At 44.6% G+C, this 26,273-nt stretch carries 25 protein-coding genes, 1 rRNA gene and 1 other annotated feature; all 26 genes read right to left on the bottom strand.

Translation table 11 applies throughout. The features are described 5' to 3' along the window. Nucleotides 1-42: 42 nt before the first annotated feature. Entirely contained in the window at nt 43-3,606 is a 3,564-nt protein-coding gene (rpoB, locus tag M3204_RS20940) for a DNA-directed RNA polymerase subunit beta (protein ID WP_251487341.1), read from the bottom strand. Nucleotides 3,607-3,850: 244 nt separating this feature from the next. Then, a complete protein-coding gene (locus tag M3204_RS20935) occupies nt 3,851-4,453 on the bottom strand; it encodes a class I SAM-dependent methyltransferase (RefSeq protein WP_251487338.1) in 603 nt (200 codons plus the stop codon). Nucleotides 4,454-4,701: 248 nt separating this feature from the next. Then, nucleotides 4,702-5,064 (bottom strand): 50S ribosomal protein L7/L12, encoded by a 363-nt coding sequence (rplL, locus tag M3204_RS20930; RefSeq protein WP_079504276.1) that lies wholly within the window; start codon nt 5,062-5,064, stop codon nt 4,702-4,704. Nucleotides 5,065-5,119: 55 nt separating this feature from the next. Further along, nucleotides 5,120-5,620, bottom strand: a complete 501-nt coding sequence (gene rplJ / locus M3204_RS20925) for a 50S ribosomal protein L10 (protein WP_251487335.1) — start codon at nt 5,618-5,620, stop codon at nt 5,120-5,122. A gap of 32 nt (nt 5,621-5,652) precedes the next feature. Continuing rightward, nucleotides 5,653-5,790, bottom strand: a sequence feature (ribosomal protein L10 leader region). Nucleotides 5,791-5,840: 50 nt separating this feature from the next. Next, entirely contained in the window at nt 5,841-6,533 is a 693-nt protein-coding gene (gene rplA, locus M3204_RS20920; RefSeq protein ID WP_251487331.1) for a 50S ribosomal protein L1, read from the bottom strand. 190 nt (nt 6,534-6,723) lie between these two features. Continuing rightward, a complete protein-coding gene (gene rplK / locus M3204_RS20915) occupies nt 6,724-7,149 on the bottom strand; it encodes a 50S ribosomal protein L11 (protein ID WP_023626445.1) in 426 nt (141 codons plus the stop codon). A gap of 171 nt (nt 7,150-7,320) precedes the next feature. Then, nucleotides 7,321-7,854, bottom strand: a complete 534-nt coding sequence (nusG, locus tag M3204_RS20910) for a transcription termination/antitermination protein NusG (RefSeq protein ID WP_251487467.1) — start codon at nt 7,852-7,854, stop codon at nt 7,321-7,323. Nucleotides 7,855-8,134: 280 nt separating this feature from the next. Continuing rightward, nucleotides 8,135-8,317 (bottom strand): preprotein translocase subunit SecE, encoded by a 183-nt coding sequence (secE, locus tag M3204_RS20905; protein ID WP_251487328.1) that lies wholly within the window; start codon nt 8,315-8,317, stop codon nt 8,135-8,137. 51 nt (nt 8,318-8,368) lie between these two features. Further along, nucleotides 8,369-8,518 carry a 50S ribosomal protein L33 gene (rpmG, locus tag M3204_RS20900; protein ID WP_207503092.1) on the bottom strand — a complete coding sequence of 50 codons (150 nt, stop codon included), beginning with the start codon at nt 8,516-8,518 and terminating at the stop codon, nt 8,369-8,371. Between the two features lie 128 nt (nt 8,519-8,646). Then, nucleotides 8,647-9,297 carry an RNA polymerase sporulation sigma factor SigH gene (gene sigH / locus M3204_RS20895; protein WP_251487325.1) on the bottom strand — a complete coding sequence of 217 codons (651 nt, stop codon included), beginning with the start codon at nt 9,295-9,297 and terminating at the stop codon, nt 8,647-8,649. 68 nt (nt 9,298-9,365) lie between these two features. Next, nucleotides 9,366-9,875: an NYN domain-containing protein gene (locus tag M3204_RS20890; protein WP_251487321.1), complete on the bottom strand. Its 510-nt coding sequence runs from the start codon at nt 9,873-9,875 to the stop codon at nt 9,366-9,368. A 2-nt stretch (nt 9,876-9,877) separates the two neighbouring features. Next, nucleotides 9,878-10,657 (bottom strand): 23S rRNA (guanosine(2251)-2'-O)-methyltransferase RlmB, encoded by a 780-nt coding sequence (gene rlmB, locus M3204_RS20885; RefSeq protein WP_251487466.1) that lies wholly within the window; start codon nt 10,655-10,657, stop codon nt 9,878-9,880. A gap of 198 nt (nt 10,658-10,855) precedes the next feature. After that, on the bottom strand, nt 10,856-11,260 hold the full coding sequence (locus M3204_RS20880; protein WP_251487465.1) for a Mini-ribonuclease 3: 405 nt from the start codon (nt 11,258-11,260) through the stop codon (nt 10,856-10,858). A gap of 3 nt (nt 11,261-11,263) precedes the next feature. Beyond that, a complete protein-coding gene (gene cysS / locus M3204_RS20875; RefSeq protein ID WP_251487317.1) occupies nt 11,264-12,661 on the bottom strand; it encodes a cysteine--tRNA ligase in 1,398 nt (465 codons plus the stop codon). After that, nucleotides 12,651-13,337, bottom strand: coding sequence for a serine O-acetyltransferase (gene cysE / locus M3204_RS20870; protein WP_251487314.1), 687 nt, complete (start codon nt 13,335-13,337; stop codon nt 12,651-12,653). Before cysE ends, cysS begins: the two co-directional genes overlap by 11 nt. A 439-nt stretch (nt 13,338-13,776) precedes the next feature. Next, the gene (gene gltX, locus M3204_RS20865; RefSeq protein WP_251487286.1) at nt 13,777-15,234 is read right to left on the bottom strand and encodes a glutamate--tRNA ligase; all 1,458 of its coding nucleotides are present in this window, start codon (nt 15,232-15,234) and stop codon (nt 13,777-13,779) included. A gap of 81 nt (nt 15,235-15,315) precedes the next feature. Beyond that, on the bottom strand, nt 15,316-15,792 hold the full coding sequence (ispF, locus tag M3204_RS20860) for a 2-C-methyl-D-erythritol 2,4-cyclodiphosphate synthase (protein ID WP_251487283.1): 477 nt from the start codon (nt 15,790-15,792) through the stop codon (nt 15,316-15,318). A gap of 55 nt (nt 15,793-15,847) precedes the next feature. Further along, nucleotides 15,848-16,543: a 2-C-methyl-D-erythritol 4-phosphate cytidylyltransferase gene (gene ispD / locus M3204_RS20855; RefSeq protein WP_251487281.1), complete on the bottom strand. Its 696-nt coding sequence runs from the start codon at nt 16,541-16,543 to the stop codon at nt 15,848-15,850. A 270-nt stretch (nt 16,544-16,813) separates the two neighbouring features. Further along, nucleotides 16,814-17,899: a PIN/TRAM domain-containing protein gene (locus M3204_RS20850; protein WP_251487278.1), complete on the bottom strand. Its 1,086-nt coding sequence runs from the start codon at nt 17,897-17,899 to the stop codon at nt 16,814-16,816. 286 nt (nt 17,900-18,185) lie between these two features. After that, nucleotides 18,186-19,259: a DNA integrity scanning diadenylate cyclase DisA gene (gene disA, locus M3204_RS20845; RefSeq protein WP_251487274.1), complete on the bottom strand. Its 1,074-nt coding sequence runs from the start codon at nt 19,257-19,259 to the stop codon at nt 18,186-18,188. A gap of 4 nt (nt 19,260-19,263) precedes the next feature. Next, nucleotides 19,264-20,643, bottom strand: a complete 1,380-nt coding sequence (gene radA, locus M3204_RS20840) for a DNA repair protein RadA (protein ID WP_251487271.1) — start codon at nt 20,641-20,643, stop codon at nt 19,264-19,266. Between the two features lie 210 nt (nt 20,644-20,853). Further along, complete coding sequence (clpC, locus tag M3204_RS20835) at nt 20,854-23,292, bottom strand: ATP-dependent protease ATP-binding subunit ClpC (RefSeq protein WP_251487268.1); 2,439 nt, start codon at nt 23,290-23,292, stop codon at nt 20,854-20,856. A 4-nt stretch (nt 23,293-23,296) separates the two neighbouring features. Further along, nucleotides 23,297-24,379: a protein arginine kinase gene (locus M3204_RS20830; RefSeq protein WP_251487265.1), complete on the bottom strand. Its 1,083-nt coding sequence runs from the start codon at nt 24,377-24,379 to the stop codon at nt 23,297-23,299. A 2-nt stretch (nt 24,380-24,381) separates the two neighbouring features. Next, nucleotides 24,382-24,930 (bottom strand): UvrB/UvrC motif-containing protein, encoded by a 549-nt coding sequence (locus tag M3204_RS20825; protein WP_251487264.1) that lies wholly within the window; start codon nt 24,928-24,930, stop codon nt 24,382-24,384. Nucleotides 24,931-24,959: 29 nt separating this feature from the next. Then, the gene (locus tag M3204_RS20820; RefSeq protein WP_251487262.1) at nt 24,960-25,421 is read right to left on the bottom strand and encodes a CtsR family transcriptional regulator; all 462 of its coding nucleotides are present in this window, start codon (nt 25,419-25,421) and stop codon (nt 24,960-24,962) included. 590 nt (nt 25,422-26,011) lie between these two features. Next, a 5S ribosomal RNA gene (gene rrf / locus M3204_RS20815) occupies nt 26,012-26,127 on the bottom strand. Between the last annotated feature and the right edge of the window lie 146 nt (nt 26,128-26,273).

Raw genomic sequence — 26,273 nt, 5'->3', positions numbered from 1 at the left:
CTGTTATTCAACTGTTTGTACACGTGTGCCAATTAGATGGTCCTATTCTTTCATTCCTACTTTTTCAGAATTCATTTCTTCTGGTTCTGGAGCAATTGTCAATGTTTCAGCATGCTGCAGTTCTTCTTCATCGTCGAAGTCGCGCATTTCGATTTCTTTTTCATCGCCTGACAGGATCTTAACGTCCATACCCAGACTCTGAAGTTCCTTCATCAATACCTTGAATGACTCAGGTACGCCTGGTTCAGGAACATTTTCACCTTTTACAATTGCTTCGTATGTCTTAACACGTCCAACAACGTCATCGGACTTGACAGTTAAAATTTCCTGCAATGTATATGCAGCGCCGTATGCTTCAAGCGCCCAAACCTCCATCTCCCCGAAACGCTGTCCGCCGAACTGGGCTTTACCGCCGAGTGGCTGCTGTGTAACAAGTGAGTATGGTCCAGTAGAACGGGCGTGAAGCTTATCGTCTACCATGTGGGCTAGCTTGATCATGTACATGACACCGACAGATACACGGTTGTCGAACGGTTCGCCTGTACGTCCATCATAAAGGATGGTTTTTGCGTCACGGGCCATGCCGGCTTCCTCGATCGTTGCCCATACATCTTCCTCACGGGCTCCGTCAAATACAGGAGAAGCAACATGGATTCCAAGGTAACGCGCCGCCATTCCAAGGTGGAGTTCAAGCACCTGACCAATATTCATACGTGAAGGAACCCCTAGAGGGTTAAGCATGATATCGACTGGTGTGCCATCCGGAAGATAAGGCATATCTTCTTCTGGAAGGATCTTCGAGATAACCCCTTTGTTACCGTGGCGTCCGGCCATCTTATCACCTTCAGAAATCTTACGCTTCTGAACGATGTAAGCACGGACTAACTGGTTTACACCTGGAGGAAGCTCATCGCCATCTTCGCGGTTGAACACTTTGACGTCGAGGACAATACCGCCGCCGCCGTGCGGAACACGCAATGATGTATCACGGACTTCCCTTGCTTTTTCACCGAAGATTGCATGCAAGAGACGTTCTTCAGCTGTCAATTCAGTAACCCCTTTAGGTGTTACCTTACCAACAAGAAGATCTCCGTCTTTCACTTCGGCACCAACACGGATGATTCCACGCTCGTCAAGGTTTCTTAATGCATCTTCCCCGACGTTTGGAATGTCGCGTGTGATTTCTTCAGGCCCAAGCTTAGTATCTCGAGACTCTGATTCGTATTCTTCTATATGGATCGATGTATAAACATCATCTTTAACAAGGCGCTCACTCATGATGATCGCATCCTCGTAGTTATAACCATTCCATGTCATGAATCCAACAAGAACGTTACGTCCAAGGGCAAGTTCACCTTTTTCCATTGATGGGCCGTCAGCAAGGATCTCTCCTTTAACAACACGGTCACCAAGGCTTACGATTGGGCGCTGGTTATAACAAGTACCCTGGTTGGAACGGATGAACTTAAGCATACGGTATTTATCAAGGTCACCCTTAACTTCCTGGCCGTCTACTTCTTTGACGCGGCGAACCCATACTTGGCGCGCTTCCACGTGTTCTACGATTCCTTCATGCTTACAGATGACTGCAGCACCGGAATCCTTTGCATTCACGTGCTCCATTCCCGTTCCTACAATCGGCGCTTCTGGCTGCATCAACGGAACAGCCTGACGCTGCATGTTCGCACCCATCAGAGCACGGTTGGAGTCATCGTTTTCCAAGAACGGAATACACGCTGTCGCTGCGGATACAACCTGTTTAGGCGATACGTCCATGTAATCGACGCGGTCGCGCTTAACGACAGTGTTTTCACCGCGGAAACGGGCAATAACTTCTTCATCTATGAAGGATCCGTCTTCAGCAAGACGTGCATTTGCCTGGGCAACAACATAATTGTCTTCTTCATCAGCTGTTAAGTAATCAAAGTGGCTTGTCACTTTTCCTGTTTCAGGGTCAACACGGCGGTATGGAGTCTCAATGAAACCAAAACGGTTAACCTTCGCGAAACTTGAAAGCGAGTTGATCAAACCAATGTTCGGACCTTCAGGCGTTTCAATTGGACACATACGTCCGTAGTGGGAGTAGTGAACGTCACGCACTTCGAAACCAGCGCGTTCACGCGTAAGACCACCAGGTCCCAATGCAGAAAGACGCCTTTTATGTGTTAATTCAGCCAGCGGGTTTGTCTGGTCCATGAACTGTGAAAGCTGTGAACTTCCAAAGAACTCTTTAATGGACGCAATTACCGGGCGAATATTGATCAATTGCTGAGGTGTAATCGTGTTTGTGTCCTGGATGGACATTCTTTCGCGGACTACACGCTCCATTCTGGACAAACCAATTCTGAATTGATTCTGAAGCAGCTCACCTACAGAACGAAGGCGTCTGTTTCCTAAATGGTCGATATCATCCGTGTCGCCTACACCATGCAACAAGTTAAAGAAGTAGCTGATTGAAGAAATGATATCAGCAGGCGTAATATTTTTAATTGGTTCAGGGACATAGGCATTTGCTAAAACATTAATTTCTTTCTCGCCTTCAACATCGTTCGGAGAGTAGATTTTAATGCTTTGCAGCGTTACATCCTCTTCAACCACGCCGCCATATGGGCTGAAATTCTTGAAGCCAACATTCTTCTCCAACGCAGGAATGATCTTATCAAGTGTACGGCGATCCAAAGTCACGCCTTTTTCCGCGATAATTTCACCTGTTTCAGGATCAACTAATGTTTCGGCAAGCTTCTGCCCGAATAAACGGTTTTTAATATGAAGCTTTTTGTTAATTTTATAACGCCCTACATTTGCAAGGTCATAGCGCTTTGGATCAAAGAATCTTGATACCAGAAGGCTCTTTGCATTGTCAACTGTAGGCGGTTCGCCTGGACGTAGACGCTCATAAATTTCAAGAAGCGCTTTTTCTGTGCTTTCCGTATTGTCTTTTTCAAGAGTGTTACGGATATATTCGTTATCACCGATCAGATCAATGATTTCTTGATCAGAACCGAACCCTAATGCACGCAAAAGAACCGTAACAGGGAGCTTCCTCGTACGATCTATCCTTACATATACAACATCCTTGGCGTCTGTTTCATACTCTAACCAAGCGCCTCGGTTCGGAATAACGGTAGCAGAGAATCCCCTTTTCCCGTTTTTATCAAGCTTCCCGCTGTAGTACACACTTGGTGAACGCACTAACTGGGAAACGATAACCCTTTCAGCACCGTTGATCACAAACGTGCCAGTTTCTGTCATAAGCGGGAAATCACCCATGAAAACATCCTGGTCCTTAACTTCGCCTGTTTCTTTATTCACAAGGCGGACCTTTACTCGCAACGGCGCGGAGTAAGTGACGTCTCTTTCTTTGGATTCTTCCACTGGATATTTCGGTTCGCCAAGACTGTAATCGATAAACTCTAGCGATAAGTTACCAGTAAAGTCTTCAATCGGTGAAATGTCCTGGAACATTTCCCGGAGGCCCTCATCAAGAAACCACTGATAGGAAGAGGTTTGAATTTCAATTAAATTCGGCAATTCCAAAACTTCACTGATGCGAGCATAACTTCTACGTTGGCGGTGTCGTCCATACTGAACTAGTTGACCTGTCAACTGATTCACCCCTCAAATCAAGCGTTATTATTCATCTATCCATGTCTTGTCCATGAAGTTTCCTCCATTTCCAAAGACAAAAAGAAAAAGGGTTTTCACCTAAAAACCACATTTCCTGCAACGAACAATTATTTTGTTAGTTTTCCCTTAATGCCCAAAATTATACAACTTTCGATGAAATTAGCAGACGAAAGGAAACTAATATATTGGCATTTTATAATATTAACATAGCGGTTTTCTCACGTCAACATTTTACAGATTTGAGAATAAAGTATCCTTTACTTTTCGCCGCAATGTCAACCTGGCCAAATAGTTCTTTCATTTTTTCCATCGCGGACGGCGCACCCTGTTTCTTTTGGATGACCACCCAGAGTTCTCCGCCTTCAGCTAGATGCAGGAAACTTTGTTCAAAAATATCATGCACTACCTTTTTGCCGGCACGGATCGGAGGATTAGTAAGGATTGCGTTGAACTCCTTTTCTTCCACTCCTGTCAAGCGGTCACTTTCATAGATTTCCACATTTTCTATTTTATTTTCTGCCGCGTTATCCTCAGCAAGCATAATCGCTCTTTCATTGACATCCACCATGTGAACCGTTGCATCCGGATAAGCTTTAGCCAGCGAAAGTCCGATTGGTCCATAGCCGCAGCCAACATCAAGGATTAAACCAGTCTCATTTTTCAAATCGAAAGTATCGATCAATAATCGGGATCCAAAATCAACTTCCTTTTTCGAAAAAACGCCGCTGTCCGTTTTGAAGCGGAAGCTGTTTCCTTTCAATTCACTTTGCCATTTCACAGGGTTGCTTTCGGTGCCGGGTTTACGGGAGTAATAATGTTCAGTCAAAATCTCTCACCTCCATGGGGAATCATTTGAAGAATGCGATCGCGGATTGCATTGCTACTGCGGTAGTATAAAATATTTGAAATCAAAAAGCAAAAAAAGCAGAAAAGCGGAAGCGCCTTGGTCAGCCCCGACAAGCGCTGGAGCTAGACATTTCTCGAAATTAATGTCTTATTATTTCATTCGCTTACCAAAGACTAAAAGCGAAAAAAAAGCTCGCTTTAGCAGCGAGCTTTTTATTGTAAGGTTGATTACTTAACTTCGACGTTAGCTCCAACTTCTTCAAGCTTAGCTTTGATTTCTTCAGCTTCTTCTTTAGAAACGCCTTCTTTAAGAGCTTTAGGAGCGTTGTCAACAACTTCCTTCGCTTCTTTAAGTCCAAGACCAGTGATTTCACGAACAACTTTGATAACCTTGATCTTCTGGTCGCCAGCAGATGCAAGAACTACGTCAAATTCAGTTTGTTCTTCAGCAACAGCTCCAGCAGCTCCACCCATCATTGCAACTGGTGCAGCAGCAGTTACGCCGAATTCTTCTTCGATTGCTTTTACTAGATCGTTAAGTTCTAAAACAGTCATGCTTTTAACTGCTTCAATGATTTGTTCTTTAGTCATTTTAATTTCCTCCTTGATAATGGTTGTTTTTTATTGTTAAACCGTAAAAATTAACTTACGCGCCTTGTTCTTCCTTCTGGTCCGCAACTGCTTTTGCAGCAAGAGCAAGATTGCGAATTGGTGCTTGAAGCACGCTGAGTAGCATAGAAAGTAAGCCTTCGCGAGACGGCAGGTCTGCAAGAGCCTTGATTTCTTCTACTGTAACGATGTTGCCTTCAACTACACCCGCCTTGATTTCAAGAGCGTCATGCTTTTTAGCGAATTCGTTAAGAATTTTAGCTGGAGCTACTACATCTTCAGTACTGAACGCGATTGCGTTAGGACCAGTTAGAGATGCGTTTAAGTCAGCTAATTCTGCAGCTTCAGCAGCACGGCGTGCCATAGAGTTTTTGTAAACTTTGAATTCTACGCCAGCATCACGAAGCTCTTTACGAAGTTCAGTTACTTCAGAAACTGTAAGTCCGCGGTAATCAACAACGATTGTTGATTTGCTTTCTTTTAGTTTGCCAGCAATCTCGTCAACGATTTGCTTTTTTACTTCAATAACTTTGCTCATCCTTACACCTCCTGTAGATTTCTGCATTCATACCGATCAAATAAAAACCTCCGCATCTGGACAGACGCGGAGGAAGTATACAATAGCAAGTAGTGTTGCTCTATCGTATGACCTCGGCAGGTTATTAAGCGATAAGCCCCTGCTGTCTGCGGTACAAATGTTATTTTATTTTCACAACAAGAAGAATTATATCTAACGCTTCTTTAATTGTCAAATACTATTATTTTACAGTTGAAGGATCTACTTTAACGCCAGGTCCCATAGTAGTAGAGATCGTAACGTTCTTCATGTAAGTTCCTTTAGCTGCAGCAGGCTTAACCTTCATCATAGTTTCGAAGATAGTGCTGAAGTTTTCAACAAGCTTCTGGTCTTCGAAAGAAACTTTTCCGATAGGTACATGGATGTTACCAGATTTGTCAACGCGGTATTCTACTTTACCTGCTTTGATTTCGTTAACAGCTTTCGTTACATCGAAAGTAACTGTGCCTGTCTTAGGGTTTGGCATTAAGCCTTTAGGTCCCAATACGCGGCCAAGCTTACCAACTTCACCCATCATGTCAGGAGTAGCTACGATAACATCAAAGTCGAACCAGCCTTGCTGGATCTTGGTGATGTATTCTGCGTCGCCAACATAATCTGCGCCAGCAGCTTCTGCTTCTTTTAATTTTTCGCCTTTAGCGAATACTAGAACACGCTGAGTTTTACCAGTTCCGTTTGGAAGCACAACTGCTCCACGGATTTGCTGGTCAGCTTTCTTAGGGTCTACACCCAAACGGAAAGCAGCTTCAACAGTCGCGTCAAATTTTACAGTGCTTGTCTTTTTAGCAAGCTCAACTGCTTCTGCAATTGTATAAGCTTGAGAGCGGTCTACAAGCTTAGCAGCTTCTAGATACTTTTTGCCTTTTTTAGCCATTTTTATTTCCTCCTATATTGTGGTTTTAACGGAATAACCTCCCACGATGAAAAGCGGAGGCGCCTATTCTCCGGCGCCGGAGCTTAACAACGAAAAGCGAAGGCGCCATATAGGCGCCGTATCATACAGATAAAAGGTTGCGAGTGAAATCTAATTCAGCAACGCAACCCATCAATCTTTGCAGCAGAAATTAGTCTTCGATCGTGATTCCCATGCTGCGTGCAGTACCTTCAACCATACGCATTGCTGCTTCAACGCTAGCTGCGTTAAGGTCAGGCATTTTCTGTTCAGCAATCTCACGTACCTTATCACGCTTGACTGTTGCTACTTTATTACGGTTTGGTTCACCAGAACCAGACTGGATTCCAGCTGCTACTTTCAAAAGAACTGCAGCAGGGGGAGTTTTCGTAATAAATGTAAATGAACGGTCTTCAAAAACCGTAATTTCAACAGGAATGATTAGTCCAGCTTGATCAGCTGTGCGAGCGTTAAACTCCTTACAGAATCCCATGATATTAACACCGGCTTGACCTAGTGCAGGTCCAACTGGTGGTGCCGGATTGGCTTTACCAGCAGGGATTTGTAACTTAACCATCTTAATTACTTTTTTAGCCACGAGACACACCTCCTTAAAGTCCGTGATGTGGTAATAGGGGATTGCCCCTCCCACTCATAACAAAAGTCTTTATATTAAATAAAGAACTTGACATAGATCTGTCAATCGTCCAAGACATACTGACCTATGAAATATTAACACTTTTTAAAATTGATTTCAAGCTATTTCAAATTATAATTTTTGAATCTGTGAAAATTCAAGTTCAACAGGAGTGTCACGGCCGAACATATTGACAAGAACTTTAAGCTTCGCCTTATCCTTATCGATCTCTTCAATCGTGCCAGTGAAGTTAGTAAATGGCCCTTCGCTGACCTGGACAGTTTCGCCAAGCTCGAAGTTGATATCGAATTTCTTTTCTTCGACACCCATGCGCTTAAGGATGAATGTTACTTCTTCAGGCAATAGCGCCGTTGGCTTTGAACCTGCACCTGAAGAGCCTACAAACCCAGTAACGCCCGGAGTGTTACGCACCACGTACCAAGAGTCGTCTGTCATCACAATTTCTACAAGGACATACCCTGGGAATGTCTTGCGCTTTACTACTTTCTTCTTGCCATTTTTGAAATCAGTTTCTTCTTCTTCAGGCACAATCACGCGAAAAATCTTATCTTGCATGCCCATTGTTTCAACACGCTTTTCAAGATTCGTCTTGACCTTATTCTCATAGCCTGAGTAAGTATGAACTACATACCAGTTTTTTTCCATCATCGAGGACTAAATCGTCCATCCCTCCCCACATCTAAATGCTCATTCGCAATCGAAAAGCGCAAGCGCCTCGGTCAGCCCCGGCAGACATAGGCTGGCTTCCACAGGAAATACTGATTTCCGGAGAGAGCCGACTTATGACCCAAGGGGCCAGGCACTCGAACTAGAAACTAGTCTAAGTGCGCAATGTTAACTTTTTCAAGCAAATAAAAAACCCGTTATCCGGGCTTTTAAACTTGTCCTGCGTTATATTTTCCATTATACCATGAGTTCTTGGTTGTTATTCAAGAATTAAGCGAATCAATTCAGAAATACCAAGGTCCAGCACTGCAAAGAAAAGTGCAGCAAAAGCAACTGTAGACAAAACCGTAATTGTATAACGAGTCAGCTCTTTGCGCTTTGGCCAGCTGACCTTTCTCATTTCACGTCCAACTTCACTGAAAAACGTAGTGATGCGCTGCATTTTGTAACCTCCAACTTATCGGAATTCCATATGATGATCTATCTGAAAACCTTATTTAGTTTCCTTATGAACTGTATGGGCACCGCAGTTGCTGCAGTACTTTTTCAGCTCTAAACGTTCTGTTTGAGTTTGCTTGTTGCTCGTTGTAGAATAATTGCGCGAGCCACATTCCACACAAGCAAGAGTCACCTTTTTATTCATCTGGACACCTGCTAACAATAATAAGATATCTATTATATCTTTAAAAATGTAACATGGCAGCTAGATTGTGTCAATAAGTGGTTCTGAGATTAAAAGTCAGTTTTGTGGCTATTTTTTGGCAATTCAGCTTACACTGACAGTTCTCTCAGCTCAAGATATCTCTCAAGCTTCCGCTTTACTCTCTGAAGAGCATTATCGATCGACTTGACGTGGCGGTTCAGCTCTTCAGAAATTTCCTGATAAGATTGTCCGTCCAAATATAATGCGAGCACTTTTCTTTCGAGATCGCTGAGCAACTCTGACATTTTCACTTCAATCTGGTCAAATTCTTCCTGGTTGATAAATAACTCTTCGGGGTCCATCACTTTCGCACCGGATAATACATCCATCAGCGTCCTGTCCGATTCCTCGTCATAGATTGGCTTGTCCAAGGAAACATAGGAATTCAGAGGGATGTGTTTTTGCCTGGTGGCCGTTTTGATTGCCGTAATGATCTGACGGGTAATGCAAAGCTCGGCAAATGCCTTGAATGATGTAAGCTTGTCCTCGCGGAAATCACGGATTGCCTTATATAAGCCAATCATTCCTTCCTGCACGATGTCCTCTTTGTCTGCTCCGATCAAAAAGTAAGAACGTGCTTTAGCCCGAACGAAATTCCTGTACTTGTGAATCAAAAAATCAAGCGCATCACTTTCTCCTCTGTGCACCGCTTCAATAATTTCTTCATCCTCTAGCAATAAATAGACCTCATTTAAACGATTCCCGATGTCAGCACTCATTTCGATCCCCCCGCCCGCACATACAGATAGAAATATTATACAGCAGGCTTTTTTAAGGCGTCAACAGGTCAATGTTCTCCTCTGCGCCATTTTTCAAAAATTTCTGCCACTTCTTTTGTAAGCGGAATCTTGGCGCTTGGCTTTTTTTCCTGGATGATCTTCACTTTTTTTTCTATTTTTTTCCCAATTAAATTTGTTTCTGTCAGGAGCTCACGTGCCGATTTTCTCAGTGCTCCCTGTCCAAAAATCGCCCATTGCTCCGTATAGTCGGAGGTAGCTACATGGATTTGCGTTTTACGGTTGCTCAGTGCGATCGCCAGCTTTTCAATCCGTTCATCAGCCGTTTCACTCTCTTTTGTAAAAATAACTTCAACCTTGTAGTTTTGGTATTTTTTTTGATTTCCTGACACAAAATGCGCGTCAAAAACAATGATGACACGAAACCCTGTATAGGCCTGGTATTCAGCCATGATTTCCACCAGCCGGTCCCTGGCGGCAGATAGCTCTTTCTTTTTCAGGCTGTTCAGCTCCGGCCAGGCGCCAATGATGTTGTAGCCGTCAACAAGCAGGATGTCCATCCTTATTCCCCTAGCGGTTGTCGTTTACGGTAAACTTCATACATCAGCAATGCCGCAGCAACAGATGCGTTTAAGGAGGTTACATGCCCAACCATCGGAAGACTTAACAGGAAATCACACTTATCACGGATGAGCCTGCCCATTCCTTTTCCTTCACTGCCAATCACAAGGCCTAAAGGCATTTTCCCATCGATTTGACGGTAATCCTGTTTTGCCGACGCATCAGTTCCTGCTATCCAGACGCCACGTTCCTTCAATTCATCGATGGTCTGAGCCATGTTTGTGATTCTGACAACCGGGATATACTCAATCGCTCCTGTTGAAGACTTGGCAACCGTTGAGGTCAACCCAACCGCTCTTCTCCGTGGAATAATGATGCCATGCGCCCCTGAGGCGTCCGCTGTCCTCATGATTGAACCGAGGTTATGAGGGTCTTCAATCTCATCAAGAAGCAGGAAGAAAGGAGCTTCACCTTTCTTTTCGGCCGCTGCAAACAAATCATCGATTTCTGCGTATTCATAGGCTGCCACCTGGGCAATGACTCCTTGATGGATGCCTTCAGTAAGCTGGTCAATTTTCTTCTTCGGTACGAATTGGACCATCACATTGGCTTCCCTTGCCATCCCGATCACCTGTTGCATTTGACCGCTTTGCGAGCCTTCCGCAATCAGGATTTTATTAATATCTCGTTCGGATTTCAGCGCTTCAATTACCGGGTTCTTTCCAATGATGTAATCCTGGTTTTCGTTCTCGTTCTGGAATTGTTCAGGCTTTTGTTTCATTTTCGGGTTTTGGTCCCGTTTTTGGTCGTGTTTCGGTTCCTGGCTTCTGGCTGGTTTTCGTTTTGGATTCTCATCCTGTTTCTGTAACTGGTTCCTGGCAGGCTTTCGCTTCTGGTTTTCATCCTGTTTCTGCCTGTTGTTCCGGTTCTGTTTTTGTTTCTGGTTCTGGTTCTGGCTCATATGGAATGTTCCTCCCTTCTATTCTTCAGCAAGTGCAAATACCGTGGAAATCAGTTCCTCTATCCGTTTCATATTTCCTGCCAGATACAAAGAACCGATTAACGCTTCAAATGCTGTGCTGTAACGGTATGTTTGGACATCGGTGTTTTTTGGGACAGATCCTGACTTCGCATTCCTGCCTCTTTTTACAATCGTTATTTCTGATTCAGACAATATTTCCATCTCCAAAAGCTTGTGGAGGAATTTCGCCTGTGATTTTGCCGATACATAAGCTGTCGCTTCTTTATGCAGCTGGTTCGGCCTGACCTTCCCGCTTTGCAGGAGATGATGCCGTACATATTGTTCATAGACGGCATCACCCATGTAGGCAAGGGCAAGACTGTTCAATTGTTTTTCATCTACTTTTTGTTCGTAATGCAGCATCATTTAGCCTCTTTTCCATCTGATGCCTTGCGGAGTGTCTTCGATGATGATATTCATTTCCTTCAGCTGGTCGCGAATTTCATCAGCAAGCTTGAAGTTCCTGTCTTTGCGGGCCTGTGTGCGCTTTTCGATCAGGGCTTCAATTTCCTCATCAAGCAGCTCTTCGTCCTTTAGAGAAAGGCCAAGCACGCCAAACAATGTTTCGAATTCATTCATGAATGCCTTGATCACATCTTCTGACGTGTTTTTTTCCATCAAATATAAATTCGATAGCTTAGAAAGCTCAAACAGGATGGACACTCCATTGGCTGTATTGAAGTCATCATCCATTTCATTAATGAATTGCTCACGGAGCGCCGCAATTTTATCCAGCCATTCCTGATTATTGTCCGTAAGGTTAGCGCTCGCACCCATGCGATGCTTTAAATTCTGGTAAGAAGTCTTCAGCCGCTCAAAGGCAGCCTTTGTATTTTCAAGCAGCTCTTCACTGTAGTTGATTGGATTTCGGTAGTGTACCGACAGCATGAAAAACCTTAAAACCTGCGGATCATGCTTTTTAATGATGTCATGGACAGTGACGAAATTGCCAAGTGACTTTGACATCTTTTCATTGTCGATGTTGATATAGCCATTATGCATCCAGTAGTTAGCGAACGTTTTTCCTGTCAAAGCCTCGGATTGGGCAATTTCATTTTCATGGTGAGGGAAGGCTAAGTCCTGGCCGCCGGCATGGATATCGATCGTATCGCCAAGATACTCCCTCGCCATTGCCGAGCATTCGATGTGCCAGCCCGGACGGCCTTGGCCCCATGGGCTATCCCAGGAAATCTCGCCCTCTTTAGCCGTCTTCCAAAGCACGAAGTCAAGCGCATCCTGTTTCTTTTCACCCACCTGGATCCTTGCTCCAACCTTCAGCTCATCGATTGACTGGTGTGAAAGCTTCCCATAATCATTGAATTCTCTCGTCCTATAATAGACGTCGCCGCCAGACTCGTATGCAAATCCTTTTTCAATCAATGCGCTAATAAACTCAATGATCAGCTCCATCGTTTCCGTTACCCTTGGGTGTGCATCGGCTGTTTTGCAGCCAAGCGCGTGGACATCTTCAAAATATGCATTGATGAAGCGCTCAGCAACGGTCGGTACGTCCACGCCCAATTCATTAGCGGCTTTAATTAGCTTGTCATCAACATCCGTGAAATTTGAAACAAAGCGGACATTGTAGCCCCGGAATTCAAGATAGCGCCGGACCGTATCGAAAACGATGGCCGGGCGGGCATTTCCAATATGGATGTAGTTATAGACGGTAGGTCCGCAAACATACATTTTCACTTTTCCCTCTTCTAGAGGGATAAACTCTTCTTTATTTCGAGTAAGCGTATTATAAATTTTAATTCCCATTCTCCATGCCCCTTCCTTGCTTCACTTCTTCCAATTCATTTTGTAATTTAACCAGTTCGAGTTCTTTTTTCAGTTTTAATAATTCCGTCTCGATATCTTTGCATCTGTCAGCTACCGGATCCGGCAAATCGCGGTGATTGAAGTCTTTTTTGACCCTGACGCCATCCTGGATGACGATCTTCCCAGGTATGCCGACAACGGTAGAGTTCGGCGGCACATCTTTAAGAACGACCGATCCGGCACCTACCTTAGAATTTTCTCCAATCGTGATCGAACCTAAAACCTTCGCTCCTGTAGCGATCAATGCATTGTCCTTTACAGTTGGATGGCGTTTGCCTTTTTCTTTTCCGGTTCCGCCCAGGGTCACTCCCTGGAATACCGTTACATTGTCACCAATCTCACAGGTTTCGCCAATTACGACACCCATCCCGTGGTCGATGAAGAAACGCCTGCCGATCTTCGCTCCCGGGTGGATTTCAACCCCCGTGAAAAAGCGGCTTATTTGCGAAATCACTCTTGCGATAAAATAAAATTTCCGTTTATAGAAAGCATGTGCCAACCGATGGGACCAAATCGCATGCAGTCCGGCATATGTCAAAACCACTTCCAGTGCGCTCCTGGCGGAAGGATCCTGGTCAAAGACAACTTCAAGGTCTTCTTTAAACATTTTAAACACGGTGAAATCCCCCTTCTCATAAGAATTTGATGTAATTCAAGAATGTCACCCTTTAGGTATGGCTTACCAAAAAATTAAAAAAAGCGCCCCTGTCGTAAACGACAGAGACGCTTGGTATGCGCGGTTCCACTCTGTTTAGGCACGCTTTAAAGCAAAATGCAGCCTCAACTTTCACCTGTTAACGGGAGGTCCCGCCCAAAACTACTAAGACAGCATTGTCTTTTCATCAAGAGACTCAGAGGCGCATTTCAAAAAATGAGGGGCCTGAACCACTTTCAGCCGGTGATGGTTCTCTCTAACAAGCGTCATCCTTCTACTTTTCCTCTTCAACACTTTAGAATGTATGGAATTACTCTTACTATATTATATTTTTGCTCATCTGTTAACTATAACACACTAAAAAAGTTATTAGCCTAATCCCTGGATGATTGTTTTACGCTCAGCCTAATAGCTTCTGGACTCTTTCGCGCACTTTTTCTTTGCCGATCAGTTCCATCGCAAGCATCAGGTCTGGTCCATGAGTCTGGCCAGTCGCAGCCGCCCTGACAGGCATGAACAGCTTCTGTCCCTTTTGGCCGGTCGCTTTTTGGACAGCCTTAACTGCAGCCTTGATCGAATCAGCCTTGAATTCCTCAAGCTGGTCAATTTCTGCAAGGAACGCTCTCAGAACTTCTGGAACCTGCTCCCCTGCGAGGACCTCTTTTGCTTCCTCGTCATAGTTTACCTCATCACGGAAAAATAAATCCGACATCTCGACGATTTCTGCTCCAAAGCTCATTTTATCGTGGTACAAAGAGATCAGGCTGCGGACCCATGCATCCTCTTCGTCAGTACGGCCCTCGCTGACTTTTCCGGCTTTGAGGAGATGCGGCAGCGCAAGCTCGACAACACGGTCCAAATCAGCCTTTTTCATGTACTGGTTGTTCATCCAGGCAAGCTTCTGCTGGTCAAAAAGCGCTGGCGATTTTGAAAGCCTTGCTGGATCAAATATGTCTATGAATTCATCCTTGGAGAAAATCTCTTCTTCCCCAGACGGAGACCATCCAAGCAATGTAATGAAGTTGAATAATGCTTCAGGCAAGTAACCCAGCTCTTCGTATTGCTCGATAAACTGGATGATTGACTCATCACGCTTGCTCAGCTTCTTGCGGCTTTCATTAACGATCAAAGTCATGTGGCCGAATACTGGCGGCTCCCAGCCAAACGCTTCATAAATCACAAGCTGCTTTGGTGTATTGGAAATATGGTCATCCCCGCGAAGGACATGGGAAATCTTCATCAAATGATCATCAAGGACAACAGCATAGTTATAAGTAGGCGTGCCATCCTTCTTTACGATGACAAAATCGCCCATTCCATCAGATTCAAAGCTTACCTCGCCTTTTACCATATCTTCGAATGCGATGATCTTTCCTGCAGGCACCTTGAAGCGAAGGCTCGGCTGACGTCCTTCTTTTTCAAACTGCTCCCGCTGCTTAGGAGTCAAATGGCGGCACTTTCCTGAATAATGAGGAGTCTCATTGCGTGCAGCCTGCTCTTCACGTTCTGCCTCAAGTTCTTCCTCTGTGCAATAACACTTATATGCAAGTTCTTTTTCCACCAGCTCTTGATTGTACTGTTCATAAATATGATTACGCTCTGACTGACGATAAGGTCCATATTCCCCGCCGACATCAACGCTCTCATCCCAGTCGATTCCAAGCCATTGAAGATACTTCAGCTGGCTTTGCTCTCCGCCCTCGATATTGCGTTTCTTGTCAGTATCTTCAATGCGGATGATGAACTTCCCGCCTCTGTTGCGTGCGAATAAGTAATTGAATAATGCTGTACGGGCGTTCCCGATATGTAAATGCCCCGTCGGACTCGGCGCATAACGCACTCGAATATCTGATGACATAGTGAATCCTCCTCTAATATAGCTGACCATTATTGTATCATTTTCGATAGGGAAAGCGGAAGTGGCTTGGACAATTGGTTTTTAGGCTTTTTTCAGTAAAACAACAGCCTGTGCTGCAATGCCTTCTTCCCTGCCGGCGAATCCCAGCTTTTCCGTCGTTGTCGCTTTCACATTCACCTGATCGGGAGTTCCCTCCAATAAATCAGAAATCCTGTCGCGCATCGCCCCGATATGCGGCGCCATCTTTGGTTTTTGCGCGATGATCGTGCAGTCGATGTTAACAAGCTCATATCCTTTTTCCTTCACAATCTTCCATACATGTTCAAGCAATTTTGCAGAGTCCGCATCCTTGAACTCAGGGTCGGTATCCGGGAAGTGCCTGCCGATGTCTCCCTCTCCGATCGCTCCGAGGCACGCATCTGCAACAGTATGCAAAAGCACATCCGCGTCAGAGTGGCCCAGCAAACCCTTTTCATATGGAATGGTAATTCCGCCAATAATCAGCGGGCGTCCTTCCGTCAGCTGATGCACATCAAATCCTTGTCCAATTCGAAACATATTGAATAACTCCTTTTATATATAGGCTGTATTAGCTTATTAAAATAAACTCTTGTTAAACACCGGATTCTATCCTCTTGCGCAAAATAGCTTCGGCGAAGTATAAGTCTTCTGGTGTTGTCAGCTTTATATTATCATAGTCACCTTCAATGATGGAGACTTGGTGCGGAAGTCTTTCGACAAGGCTGGATTCATCCGTGCCGATAAATTGCTCCTCCAATGCCTTGTTATGGGCTTCCAGCAAGACTGAAACTCGAAAAGCCTGCGGGGTTTGGACAGCCCACAAGCTTGAACGTTCAACCGTTTCGAGTACCTGGCAGTTGACCGCCTTTTTGATCGTATCTTTAACCGGCACAGCAACGATTGCGCCGCCTTCCTTATCTGCTGCTTCCACCAGCCTGTGGATTGTTTCCACTTTTATAAATGGCCGGGCTGCATCATGGACAAGCACGACACCATCGAATGATCCAACCGCTTTAAGTCCGTTATAAACACTGTCCTGGCGTTCCTTGCCGCCAACGACCAATGAAGATACTTTATGAATTCCATACTGTGCTAATAAAAGCTTGAATTCAGCCTCATCATCCGGATGGATGGCGAGAATGATGCCTGAGCACGCTGGGTCTGCTTCAAACACCTTTATAGTATGGATCAGAACAGGAATTCCTTCTAATGTTAGCAGAAGCTTATTCTTACCTGCCCCCATTCTCTTGCCCTGTCCCGCTGCCGGGAGTATGACCTGGTACGGCATGCTGAAAACTCCAATCTATTTTTTACATTAGTCTGTTTCGCTTCGTATTAAATTTTCATTGAGAATTATCCGAAAGAAGAATAAAGAAAAGCATCAACGTTTGCGAATAGATTTTTACAGATGAACGGGCAGTTGAGCCCCATTATCACGCCTTCAATGATTCCATGAAGGAAATGGGGAATTCAACTGCCCATAAAGGCTTGATCCGTCTTCGAACGAATCAAATTATAGTGCTTTTTCCAGTCGTATTGCCGCTAAGCAAGAATCAGCTTATAACGCTTTTTCCAACAGCTTTGGTTTGGCAAAAATCATCCTGCCAGCCGATGTCTGCAGTACGCTCGTCACTAATACGTCGATGCGCTTTCCAATATAATCGCGGCCTTCTTCGACGACGATCATCGTACCGTCATCAAGATAGGCAACACCCTGATTATATTCCTTTCCATCCTTGATTACCTGGATGTTCAGTTCTTCTCCAGGAAGGACGACTGGTTTTACCGCATTGGCGAGGTCATTAATATTCAACACGGCAACCTTCTGCAATTCACATACTTTATTCAGGTTGAAATCATTCGTAACGACAACGCCATTTGTCAGCTTTGCCAGTTTCACAAGTTTGCTGTCCACTTCCTGGATGTCGTCAAAATCGCCTTCGTAAATCTCTACCTTAATCTTAAGTTCCTTTTGAATGCGATTAAGGATGTCCAGTCCGCGGCGTCCGCGATTGCGCTTCAGCACGTCGGATGAATCGGCAATATGCTGCAATTCCTCAAGGACAAACTGCGGGATTACGATTATGCCTTCAAGAAAACCCGTCTGGCAGATATCGGCAACTCTTCCATCAATAATCACACTTGTATCAAGGATTTTCCACTCTCTTGCGCGTTCTTCTTTTTCCAGCTCTTCTTCAGTGCCCTTTTTCTTCGATTTTGAGAACAATCCAAGCAGCTCATCACGCTTTTTAAAGCCAACCTGGAAGCCTAGATAACCGAATAAAAGTGTAAGGAGAGTCGGGGCAACTGTGTTCACCACCGGCACCTGGATTGCATTTAGGGCAAAGCCAATTAAAAATGCCACAAGCAAACCAAAGAAAAGGCCGACACTTCCGAAAATAACGTCAGTGATTGGGGCTTTTATAAGCGACTCTTCAGCCCACTTCACAAAATTGGTCACATAGTCTACAGCCCAAAAAGTAAGAAGATAAAAAATAAGTGCGCCCAATACAGCAGTAACATAAGGGTTATTGATGAGAGTTATGTCTCCCATGCTCATTAATGATAATAAATCAGGAATTAAGAATATACCAAGCGTTCCCCCAATAATAAGGAAGCAGGCTTGAATGATACGTCTTAACATCCTTTCACCTCCTTTTACTCATTATAAACAACTTCCAAATTTTGAAACCCTGCACTTTATAAGATTTTTATTTACCATATGAAACTACTTTAAAAAAGCCTATTTTTTAAGCCCCAAATGATAATACGTTTAAATCTGGGTAAAGGTTACGTAAATAGCCCAATTAAATTACAAAATAAAAGATTTAGTATTATCCTCCTGCTTTTAATAGGATTAAATCACATCTTAAAAGTAGCATCGAGCCATAATGGTGTCAATTTAAAAGCGGTGAGCCAACACGATTCCATTACATTTGGCGGTCTGCCATAAGCTGATCCCTGATAAGCTTGAACCCTTCTTTAATTTTTCTGGCCCTTACCTCACCAATACCCTCAACGTCATCCAGCTCTTCAACTGTAGCCGAAATTATATTCGTGAGCTTACTAAACCTCTTAATTAAATTTTCGATAATGACCATCGGCAGCCGCGGTATCTTATTAAGCATCCGGTACCCTCTTGGACAGATGAATTCATCCATATGGACATAACCCTGGTACCCGAGCATTTTTAAAATTGTCGAATCCTCAATGACCCCGGACTTCGAGAACCCCTGGAAACGAGCCATCACTTCCTCTGGCTTGACTTCCGGTTCGGCAGTATAATCCTTGATGACAAGCAAGGCTTCCCTTTCCATTTCAGATAATATTTCCTGCATCTGCAGGCGGATCAGCCTTCCTTCCATGCCGAGCTCGCTTAAATACGTCAGCAGTTCAGTTTTGATCCTCAATACCATTTCGAACCGGTGGATCACCTGCAGCAGGTCATTATAGGTAACCAAATCTTCATACTCTAGGATTCCCAGATTAGTGATACTCTGCTCTAGCACCACCTTATATTTTTCCAGCGTCTGGATCGCCTGGTTGGCCTTTGTTAAAATAACACCGATCTCCTTCAAGGCGTAGCGGAGATTGCCTTGATAAAGGGTAATCACATTCCTTCGCTGAGAAATCGCGATGACGAGCGCCTTCGTCTGCCTTGCCACCCTTTCGGCAGTCCTGTGCCTCATCCCTGTTTCCGTTGAAGGAACTAGCGTATCCGGGGCAAGCTGGGCGTTGGCGAACAATATTTTGCTGCCCGTTTCATTCAGGATGATCGCACCATCCATTTTCGCCAGTTCATATAAAAAGCTCGGGCTGAACCTGCAATTAATTTCAAAGCCGCCATCAACAAGATTTTTGACTTTTTCATTGTAGCCAAAGACAATCAGCCCGCCGGTATTGGCACGGAGAACATTATCGATTCCTTCCCTGAGGGGAGTTCCCGGAGCGATAAATTGAAGGATCTCACCTAATTGTTTTTCTTCAAGGTCTTTGTGTTCCAATCCATCAACCCCCTAAGGTGACTTTTAATGCATGGCTGACAGATGAGACGCCAATTAGCTCTACTCCCTTAGGAGGATTCCATCCGCCAAGATTATTTTCCGGTAAGATAATTCTTTCAAAGCCCAGCTTAGCCGCTTCCTGGACACGCTGTTCGATCCTTGAGACCCTCCTGACTTCTCCTGTCAGGCCAACCTCGCCGATGATACAGTCAGAAGCCCGGGTCGGTTTGTCCCTGAAGCTTGAGGCAATGCTGACGGCCACGGCAAGATCGATTGCTGGTTCATCCAATTTCACCCCGCCGGCAACCTTCAAGTACGCATCCTGGTTCGCCAGCAGCAGTCCGACGCGTTTCTCAAGTACCGCCATCAACAGCGAGACCCGGTTATGATCGATTCCGGTAGCCATCCTTCTTGGATTCCCGAAGCTCGTCGGCGAGATCAGCGCCTGGATTTCGACTAAAACAGGGCGCGTGCCTTCCATTGATGCCACAACAGTTGAGCCCGATGCCCCCTGGGACCTCTCTTCTAAAAATATTTCCGAAGGGTTCGCCACTTCTTCCAGACCGGCTTCCTTCATCTCGAAAATGCCCATTTCGTTCGTCGATCCAAAGCGGTTTTTCACCGCCCTCAGGATCCGATACGTATGGTGCCTTTCTCCCTCGAAGTACAACACCGTGTCCACCATGTGCTCCAATAGTCTAGGACCGGCAATCGAGCCTTCCTTGGTGACGTGGCCAACGATAAAAATAGCGACACCCTTTGTTTTTGCAATCCTCATCAGTTCCGCCGTACATTCCCTCACCTGCGAAACACTGCCTGGAGCAGATGTAACCTCAGGATGGAAAATCGTTTGAATGGAATCGACAATCACAAAATCAGGTGTTGTACTATCGATTGTCATAGTAATTTCTTGTAAATTCGTTTCAGAATAGACGAGTAAATTCGGTGAGACCACACCAAGGCGATCCGCACGCAGCTTCGTTTGCCTCATAGATTCTTCCCCTGAAATATAGAGAACGGAATGATCCTTTTTAGCCAACTGAGATGAAACCTGGAGAAGAAGCGTTGATTTTCCTATCCCAGGATCTCCACCAATCAAAACGAGCGATCCTCTGACAACACCGCCGCCTAGCACACGGTTGAATTCATTAGAATCCGTGGTGATTCGGGGCTCGCTCACCGTTTCAATTGAGGTGATCGGCGTCGCCTTTGCCGCCACTCCTGTGTTGCCTGTGTTAGCGAAAGCCCCCCGTCTGTTCGACCCGGTGCTTTCCACTTCCTCCACCATCTTGTTCCACTGCCCGCAGCCCGGACATTTCCCCATCCATTTTGGAGATTCATAGCCACATTCCTGGCACATGAATTTCGTTTTTCTCTTTGCCATTTTCTTAGCCTCGCATCTCTCAATAAAAAGTTATTATCTCTATAATAATCCCAAACATTCAATAAAAGAAATGATTGCGACTTAAGCACATATGTAAATTTTTCTACTGTTAAATTATGTTCAAATATCAGACCCACAATTCCTTGAAATAGAAAAAAAGAGGTACACGTATTTAGTACGTATACCCCTTATTTTTACACGTTAAGCAACTTAAGCCTTCGCTGTGCCTTCTGGTGTTTTGACGACGAACTCGCCATTTTCGACATCAATGACAACATTTTGGCCTGTAAGGACCGTTCCCTTAAGCAATTCTTCCGACAGCTGATCCTCAATATGCTTCTGGATTGCCCTGCGCAATGGACGCGCGCCGTATTCAGGGTCATATCCCTCTTCTGAGATTTTATCTTTTGCAGCTTCTGTCAATTCAAGCTTGATTTCCTGCTCCTTCAAACGCTTCACAAGCTGGTCGGACATTAGTGTCACGATTTCTTTTAGATGTGGCTTTTCAAGGGCATGGAAGACAATGATTTCATCGATACGGTTAAGGAACTCAGGACGGAATGCTTTTTTCAGCTCTTCCATCACTTTGCCTTTCATATCTTTGTAATCCTGAGCGCCATCCTGGATGTTGAAGCCTACATATTTATTGCGCTTCAACGCTTCTGCACCGACATTTGAAGTCAGGATCATGATTGTATTGCGGAAATCGACTGTACGCCCCTTAGAATCTGTTAAACGGCCGTCTTCAAGGACCTGCAGTAAAATATTGAATACATCTGGATGTGCTTTTTCGATTTCATCAAGCAGGATGACTGAATAAGGTTTTCTGCGGACCTTTTCAGTCAGCTGGCCGCCTTCATCATATCCCACATATCCTGGAGGCGAACCGACAAGACGTGAAGTCGAATGCTTCTCCATGTACTCGGACATATCGACTCGGATCATCGCATCTTCATCGCCAAACATGGATTCAGCAAGTGCTCTTGCCAATTCCGTTTTACCAACACCTGTAGGCCCAAGGAAAATGAATGAACCGATCGGACGCTTAGGATCCTTCAGTCCTGCACGCGCACGCCTTACTGCCTTGGAAACCGCCTTAACCGCTTCCTCCTGGCCGATGACTCGAGAGTGAAGGATTTCTTCTAGGTTCAACAGTTTATCCGTTTCAGTTTGGGCGAGTTTTGATACAGGGATATTCGTCCAGCTGGAAACGACATTCGCAATGTCTTCCACTGTGACTTCACTGTTTTCCTTGCCCTGTTTTTCTTTCCAAGTTTTCTTCGTGTTTTCAAGCTGCTCACGCAAGCGCTGTTCCGTGTCTCTTAAAGAAGCAGCCTTTTCAAATTCCTGGCTTTGTACGGAAGCATCCTTCTCCTTGCGCACTTCCTCAAGCTTTACCTCAAGCTCTTTAAGATTTGGCGGAGTTGTGTAAGAGCGCAGGCGCACCTTTGATCCAGCTTCGTCAATCAAGTCGATTGCCTTATCCGGAAGGAATCGGTCAGAGATATAACGGTCAGACAATTTTACCGCTGCATCAATCGCTGCATCCGTAATCGATACTCTATGGTGTGCTTCATAACGGTCCCTCAGCCCTTTTAAAATCTGGACGGATTCCTCAGCAGTCGGTTCATCAACTGTGATTGGCTGGAAACGTCTTTCAAGCGCTGCGTCTTTTTCAATATACTTACGGTACTCATCTAATGTCGTTGCCCCGATACATTGAAGCTCACCACGGGCCAGTGATGGCTTAAGGATGTTGGAAGCATCAATCGCACCCTCAGCTCCGCCGGCACCAATCAATGTATGAAGTTCATCTATGAATAAAATGATATTTCCCGCCTGGCGGATTTCATCCATAACCTTCTTCAAGCGGTCTTCAAATTCTCCGCGGTACTTTGTTCCGGCAACTACGGTTCCCATATCAAGAGTCATGACGCGCTTATCACGCAGAATTTCAGGGACTTCATTGTTTACGATCTGCTGCGCAAGTCCTTCAGCAATCGCCGTTTTACCAACACCGGGCTCCCCGATCAGTACCGGATTATTTTTTGTCCGGCGGCTAAGCACTTCAATTACCCTTTGGATCTCCTTGCTGCGGCCGATGACAGGATCAAGGCTTCCTTCTCTGGCAATAGCAGTCAGGTCCCTTGCAAGACTATCAAGAGTTGGCGTATTGGCATTTGCCGTTCCGCCTCCCTGATGGCCAGAAGTTTCATTGCTTCCCAACAGCTGCAGTACCTGCTGGCGTGCTTTATTCAGGCTTACTCCAAGATTATTCAGTACTCTTGCAGCAACGCCTTCCCCTTCACGGATCAACCCAAGCAAGATATGTTCTGTGCCAACATAAGAGTGTCCGAGTTTCCTTGCCTCATCCATTGAAAGCTCGATGACCTTTTTAGCTCTTGGAGTATAGTGGATTGTCTGAGAAGTTTCCTGGCCACGGCCAATCAAATTCTCTACTTCCTTCTGGATTTTCTCTGCGCCCAGGCCTAATCCATACAACGCCTTCGCTGCGATACCTTCTCCTTCACGTACAAGGCCAAGTAAGATGTGTTCTGTACCGATATTATTATGTCCAAGGCGGATTGCCTCTTCCTGTGCGAGTGCCAATACTTTTTGTGCTCTCTCTGTAAATCGTCCAAACATCATAAGATCATCCTCCTGACTCTTCTTTTGATTCCATTTTCAAGCGTTCTCTTATTAAAGCGGCTCTGCGGATATCCCTTTCATCCGGCCTTAACGGGCCTCCCGCATACTGCTGTAAAAACCCTGGCTGAGTTAATATCATCAGTTCATTTAAAATCGATTTTGATATGTTTTTTATATAACCCATATCTATGCCAAGCCGGAGATCCGATAGACATCTTGCCGCTTCCTTCGTCTCGATGATCCGGCTGTTTGCAAGTGTTCCGTATGAACGAAAGACTCTGTCTTCTAATTGTATGTTCGAAGTTTTAGCTAATGCTTCCCGAGCTGACCTTTCCTGAGATATTATCTGACTTACAACGCTTTTCAAATCCTCTACGATGTCTTCTTCAGATTTCCCGAGCGTGATTTGGTTGGATATTTGAAAAATATTGCCGAGAGCTTCACTGCCCTCACCGTATATTCCCCTTACAACCAACCCTAGCTGGTTAATCGCCGGCACAATCCGATTCATCTGCTGCGTTAACACCAACCCCGGCAGATGCATCATTACCGATGCCCTCAAGCCAGTTCCGACATTTGTAGGGCAACTCGTCAAATAGCCAAATTTCTCATCGAAAGCATAGTTCACATGCTCCTCTAGCCAGTCATCGATTTCATTTGCAGCCTTCAAAGCTTCGCTAAGCTGAAAACCCGGAAATAAACATTGAATCCTGATATGGTCTTCCTCATTAATCATGATGCTGATTTCTTCATTTTCGGATAAAAGACACGCTCCATGGATCGAGTTTTCTGCTAGATTGGGACTGATTATATGCTTCTCAACGAGCACCCTTTTTTGTAGAGGCGGGATGTCGTCCATCTTGATCATTTCCAGCTGTCCAACATTCTGTATCGGAGTGTTGCTCACCCGCTCCATGATCGTGCCAATTACAGCCTCGGCCTCTCCATTCGTGAACAAGGTTGGAAAATTATATTCATCCAGATTTCGGGCAAAGCGGATGCGAGAGCTGAGGACGATATCCGAATCAGGACCATCATCGCTCATCCAGGAGCTGACGGCTTGACTGATAAACTTCTCTAACGACAAGTCTACTCCCCTCCCTCTTGACCTGCTGTCAATTTTCTTTCCAGTTCCCTGATCTGGTCCCTTGTCTCAGCAGCTTTTTCAAACTCTTCCTGCAAGATCAAATTTTTCAGAGATAGCTTTAAATCATCAATTGTCTTCCTTAAATGAAGATCTCCGCCAATTCTTTTAGGGATTTTACCATTATGAATGAAATTTCCGCTGTGGAGCCTGCGGATAATTGGTGTCAACTGCTCCCTGAAAGCATCATAGCAAGTGGCACAGCCGAACCGGCCTACTTTGACAAACTGTGGAAAAGTCATTGAACATTGCGGACATTGAAGAACTTGTTCAGCTTGGTAGGCTTCCTTCTTTTGCTCCGGAAAAGCAGGTTCCATATTCAACAAACCGGCAAGCAAGCTGTTGATTGCAAAACCAGGTCCGTTGTTCATCATAAACATCTCGCCTTTTTCTTGTGCGCATCTTTCACACAAATGCATTTCAGTTTTTTCGCCGTTTGAAAAATTCGTGAAGTGCAGCGTTGCCGGCCTTTGATTACACTCTTGGCAGATCATGCCCTCACCTCTTTACCTCTGCTCTGATATTATTTATATTTCAATGCCATCAACATTGCCTTTAACATTCTTGCGCGCAATTCATCACGCTGCGGCAGCTCAATATAGAGAACAGACCTGTCTAACACACTAAGCATGATTTTTGCTTCGCGAGTCGTCACAATATCTTCCTCCACAAGGCGGTAGATGACACCTTCAGCACTGCTTTGGGAAATCCGAGACTGAATCAAAGACAGTAAATCATCAATCAAGTGTGCATGATCATAAATCTGGACTTTGATGATGCGGATATATCCACCACCGCCTCTTTTACTCTCAACAAGATAGCCTCGTTCAATCGTGAACCTGGTATTGATGACATAATTGATCTGGGACGGCACGCACTGAAATTTATCGGCGATTTCACTTCGCTTGATTTCAACGATGTCCTTATCGCTCATTTCCAAAACCTGCTTGAGGTAATTTTCTATGATGTCCGATATATTCCTCACTAAACCTCCCCCTATCTGACTTTGACTATATTTGACATTAATTATACAAAAAAATTTTTGTCGTTGCAATTAATGCATTCGGATTTATTTTCTCCAAAATTATGTATGCCAAAACCTAGCAATTGGGGTGTGTTGGTTATTATACCCATTTTGAAGTGGATGGAAACTTATAATGAATCGATGTTAGGTATTTTTTCTTTCAGACTGGATGGCATATTATATGGGCATTTACACGGATTAGTGCCTGGATATTTTGGGGGAAGTGGTCGATATATTGGGGAAAGTGGTCGATATATCTTGAAATGTGGTCGATAAAATTATAATTTCGCTGATATAATGCAAAATCTGGTCGATATATTTCATTTATCGCCAATATAAAGCAAAACACGAAATAAAAAGAAGGTATGCATTGAGAAAGTTCTTATGTTGTTATCATTTTCTTGATTATTGTTTGGGAGATTAGATAGAAAAAGAGAGAATCAATTGAAAGGGGTGCAAAAAATAATATATTCTTGCTTTTTTAGAGGGTTCGTTTTCTAATGTAAAAGAAGAAACAAAAAAGAACAGCCAATACAGCTGTTCTTTCGTATGCCCGGCGGCGTCCTACTCTCACAGGGGGAAACCCCCAACTACCATCGGCGCTGAGAAGCTTAACTTCCGTGTTCGGTATGGGAACGGGTGTGACCTTCTCGCCATCGCCACCAGACTATTTGGTTTGAGGTTTTATTCCCTCAAAACTAGATAATGTTTGTAAGAAGAATTCAGAAGAAACGAGTAATCTATTTTGGTTAAGTCCTCGAACGATTAGTATCAGTCAGCTCCACACGTCACCGCGCTTCCACCTCTGACCTA

The organism is Mesobacillus subterraneus, from assembly GCF_023715485.1.
GTDB lineage: Bacteria > Bacillota > Bacilli > Bacillales > Cytobacillaceae > Mesobacillus > Mesobacillus subterraneus_B.
The sequence above is the reverse complement of the archived record's forward strand: the minus strand, read 5'-3'. Positions and strand labels throughout refer to the sequence as shown.

What these genes read in the sequence shown, in the direction of transcription:
- gltX (WP_251487286.1), bottom strand. Translation starts at nt 15,234, where the DNA reads ATGTCATCAGATATTCGAGTGCGTTATGCGCCGAGTCCGACGGGGCAT.
- secE (WP_251487328.1), bottom strand. Translation starts at nt 8,317, where the DNA reads ATGCAGCGCATCACTACGTTTTTCAGTGAAGTTGGACGTGAAATGAGA.
- clpC (WP_251487268.1), bottom strand. Translation starts at nt 23,292, where the DNA reads ATGATGTTTGGACGATTTACAGAGAGAGCACAAAAAGTATTGGCACTC.
- rplL (WP_079504276.1), bottom strand. Translation starts at nt 5,064, where the DNA reads ATGACTAAAGAACAAATCATTGAAGCAGTTAAAAGCATGACTGTTTTA.
- M3204_RS20825 (WP_251487264.1), bottom strand. Translation starts at nt 24,930, where the DNA reads ATGATCTGCCAAGAGTGTAATCAAAGGCCGGCAACGCTGCACTTCACG.
- rplJ (WP_251487335.1), bottom strand. Translation starts at nt 5,620, where the DNA reads ATGAGCAAAGTTATTGAAGTAAAAAAGCAAATCGTTGACGAGATTGCT.
- M3204_RS20880 (WP_251487465.1), bottom strand. Translation starts at nt 11,260, where the DNA reads ATGCTGCATTACGAACAAAAAGTAGATGAAAAACAATTGAACAGTCTT.
- ispD (WP_251487281.1), bottom strand. Translation starts at nt 16,543, where the DNA reads ATGCCGTACCAGGTCATACTCCCGGCAGCGGGACAGGGCAAGAGAATG.
- M3204_RS20850 (WP_251487278.1), bottom strand. Translation starts at nt 17,899, where the DNA reads ATGTTAAGACGTATCATTCAAGCCTGCTTCCTTATTATTGGGGGAACG.
- rlmB (WP_251487466.1), bottom strand. Translation starts at nt 10,657, where the DNA reads ATGAAACAAAAGCCTGAACAATTCCAGAACGAGAACGAAAACCAGGAT.
- M3204_RS20890 (WP_251487321.1), bottom strand. Translation starts at nt 9,875, where the DNA reads ATGGACATCCTGCTTGTTGACGGCTACAACATCATTGGCGCCTGGCCG.
- ispF (WP_251487283.1), bottom strand. Translation starts at nt 15,792, where the DNA reads ATGTTTCGAATTGGACAAGGATTTGATGTGCATCAGCTGACGGAAGGA.
- cysS (WP_251487317.1), bottom strand. Translation starts at nt 12,661, where the DNA reads ATGGGAATTAAAATTTATAATACGCTTACTCGAAATAAAGAAGAGTTT.
- radA (WP_251487271.1), bottom strand. Translation starts at nt 20,643, where the DNA reads ATGGCAAAGAGAAAAACGAAATTCATGTGCCAGGAATGTGGCTATGAA.
- rplA (WP_251487331.1), bottom strand. Translation starts at nt 6,533, where the DNA reads ATGGCTAAAAAAGGCAAAAAGTATCTAGAAGCTGCTAAGCTTGTAGAC.
- sigH (WP_251487325.1), bottom strand. Translation starts at nt 9,297, where the DNA reads ATGAGTGCTGACATCGGGAATCGTTTAAATGAGGTCTATTTATTGCTA.
- nusG (WP_251487467.1), bottom strand. Translation starts at nt 7,854, where the DNA reads ATGGAAAAAAACTGGTATGTAGTTCATACTTACTCAGGCTATGAGAAT.
- rpmG (WP_207503092.1), bottom strand. Translation starts at nt 8,518, where the DNA reads ATGAATAAAAAGGTGACTCTTGCTTGTGTGGAATGTGGCTCGCGCAAT.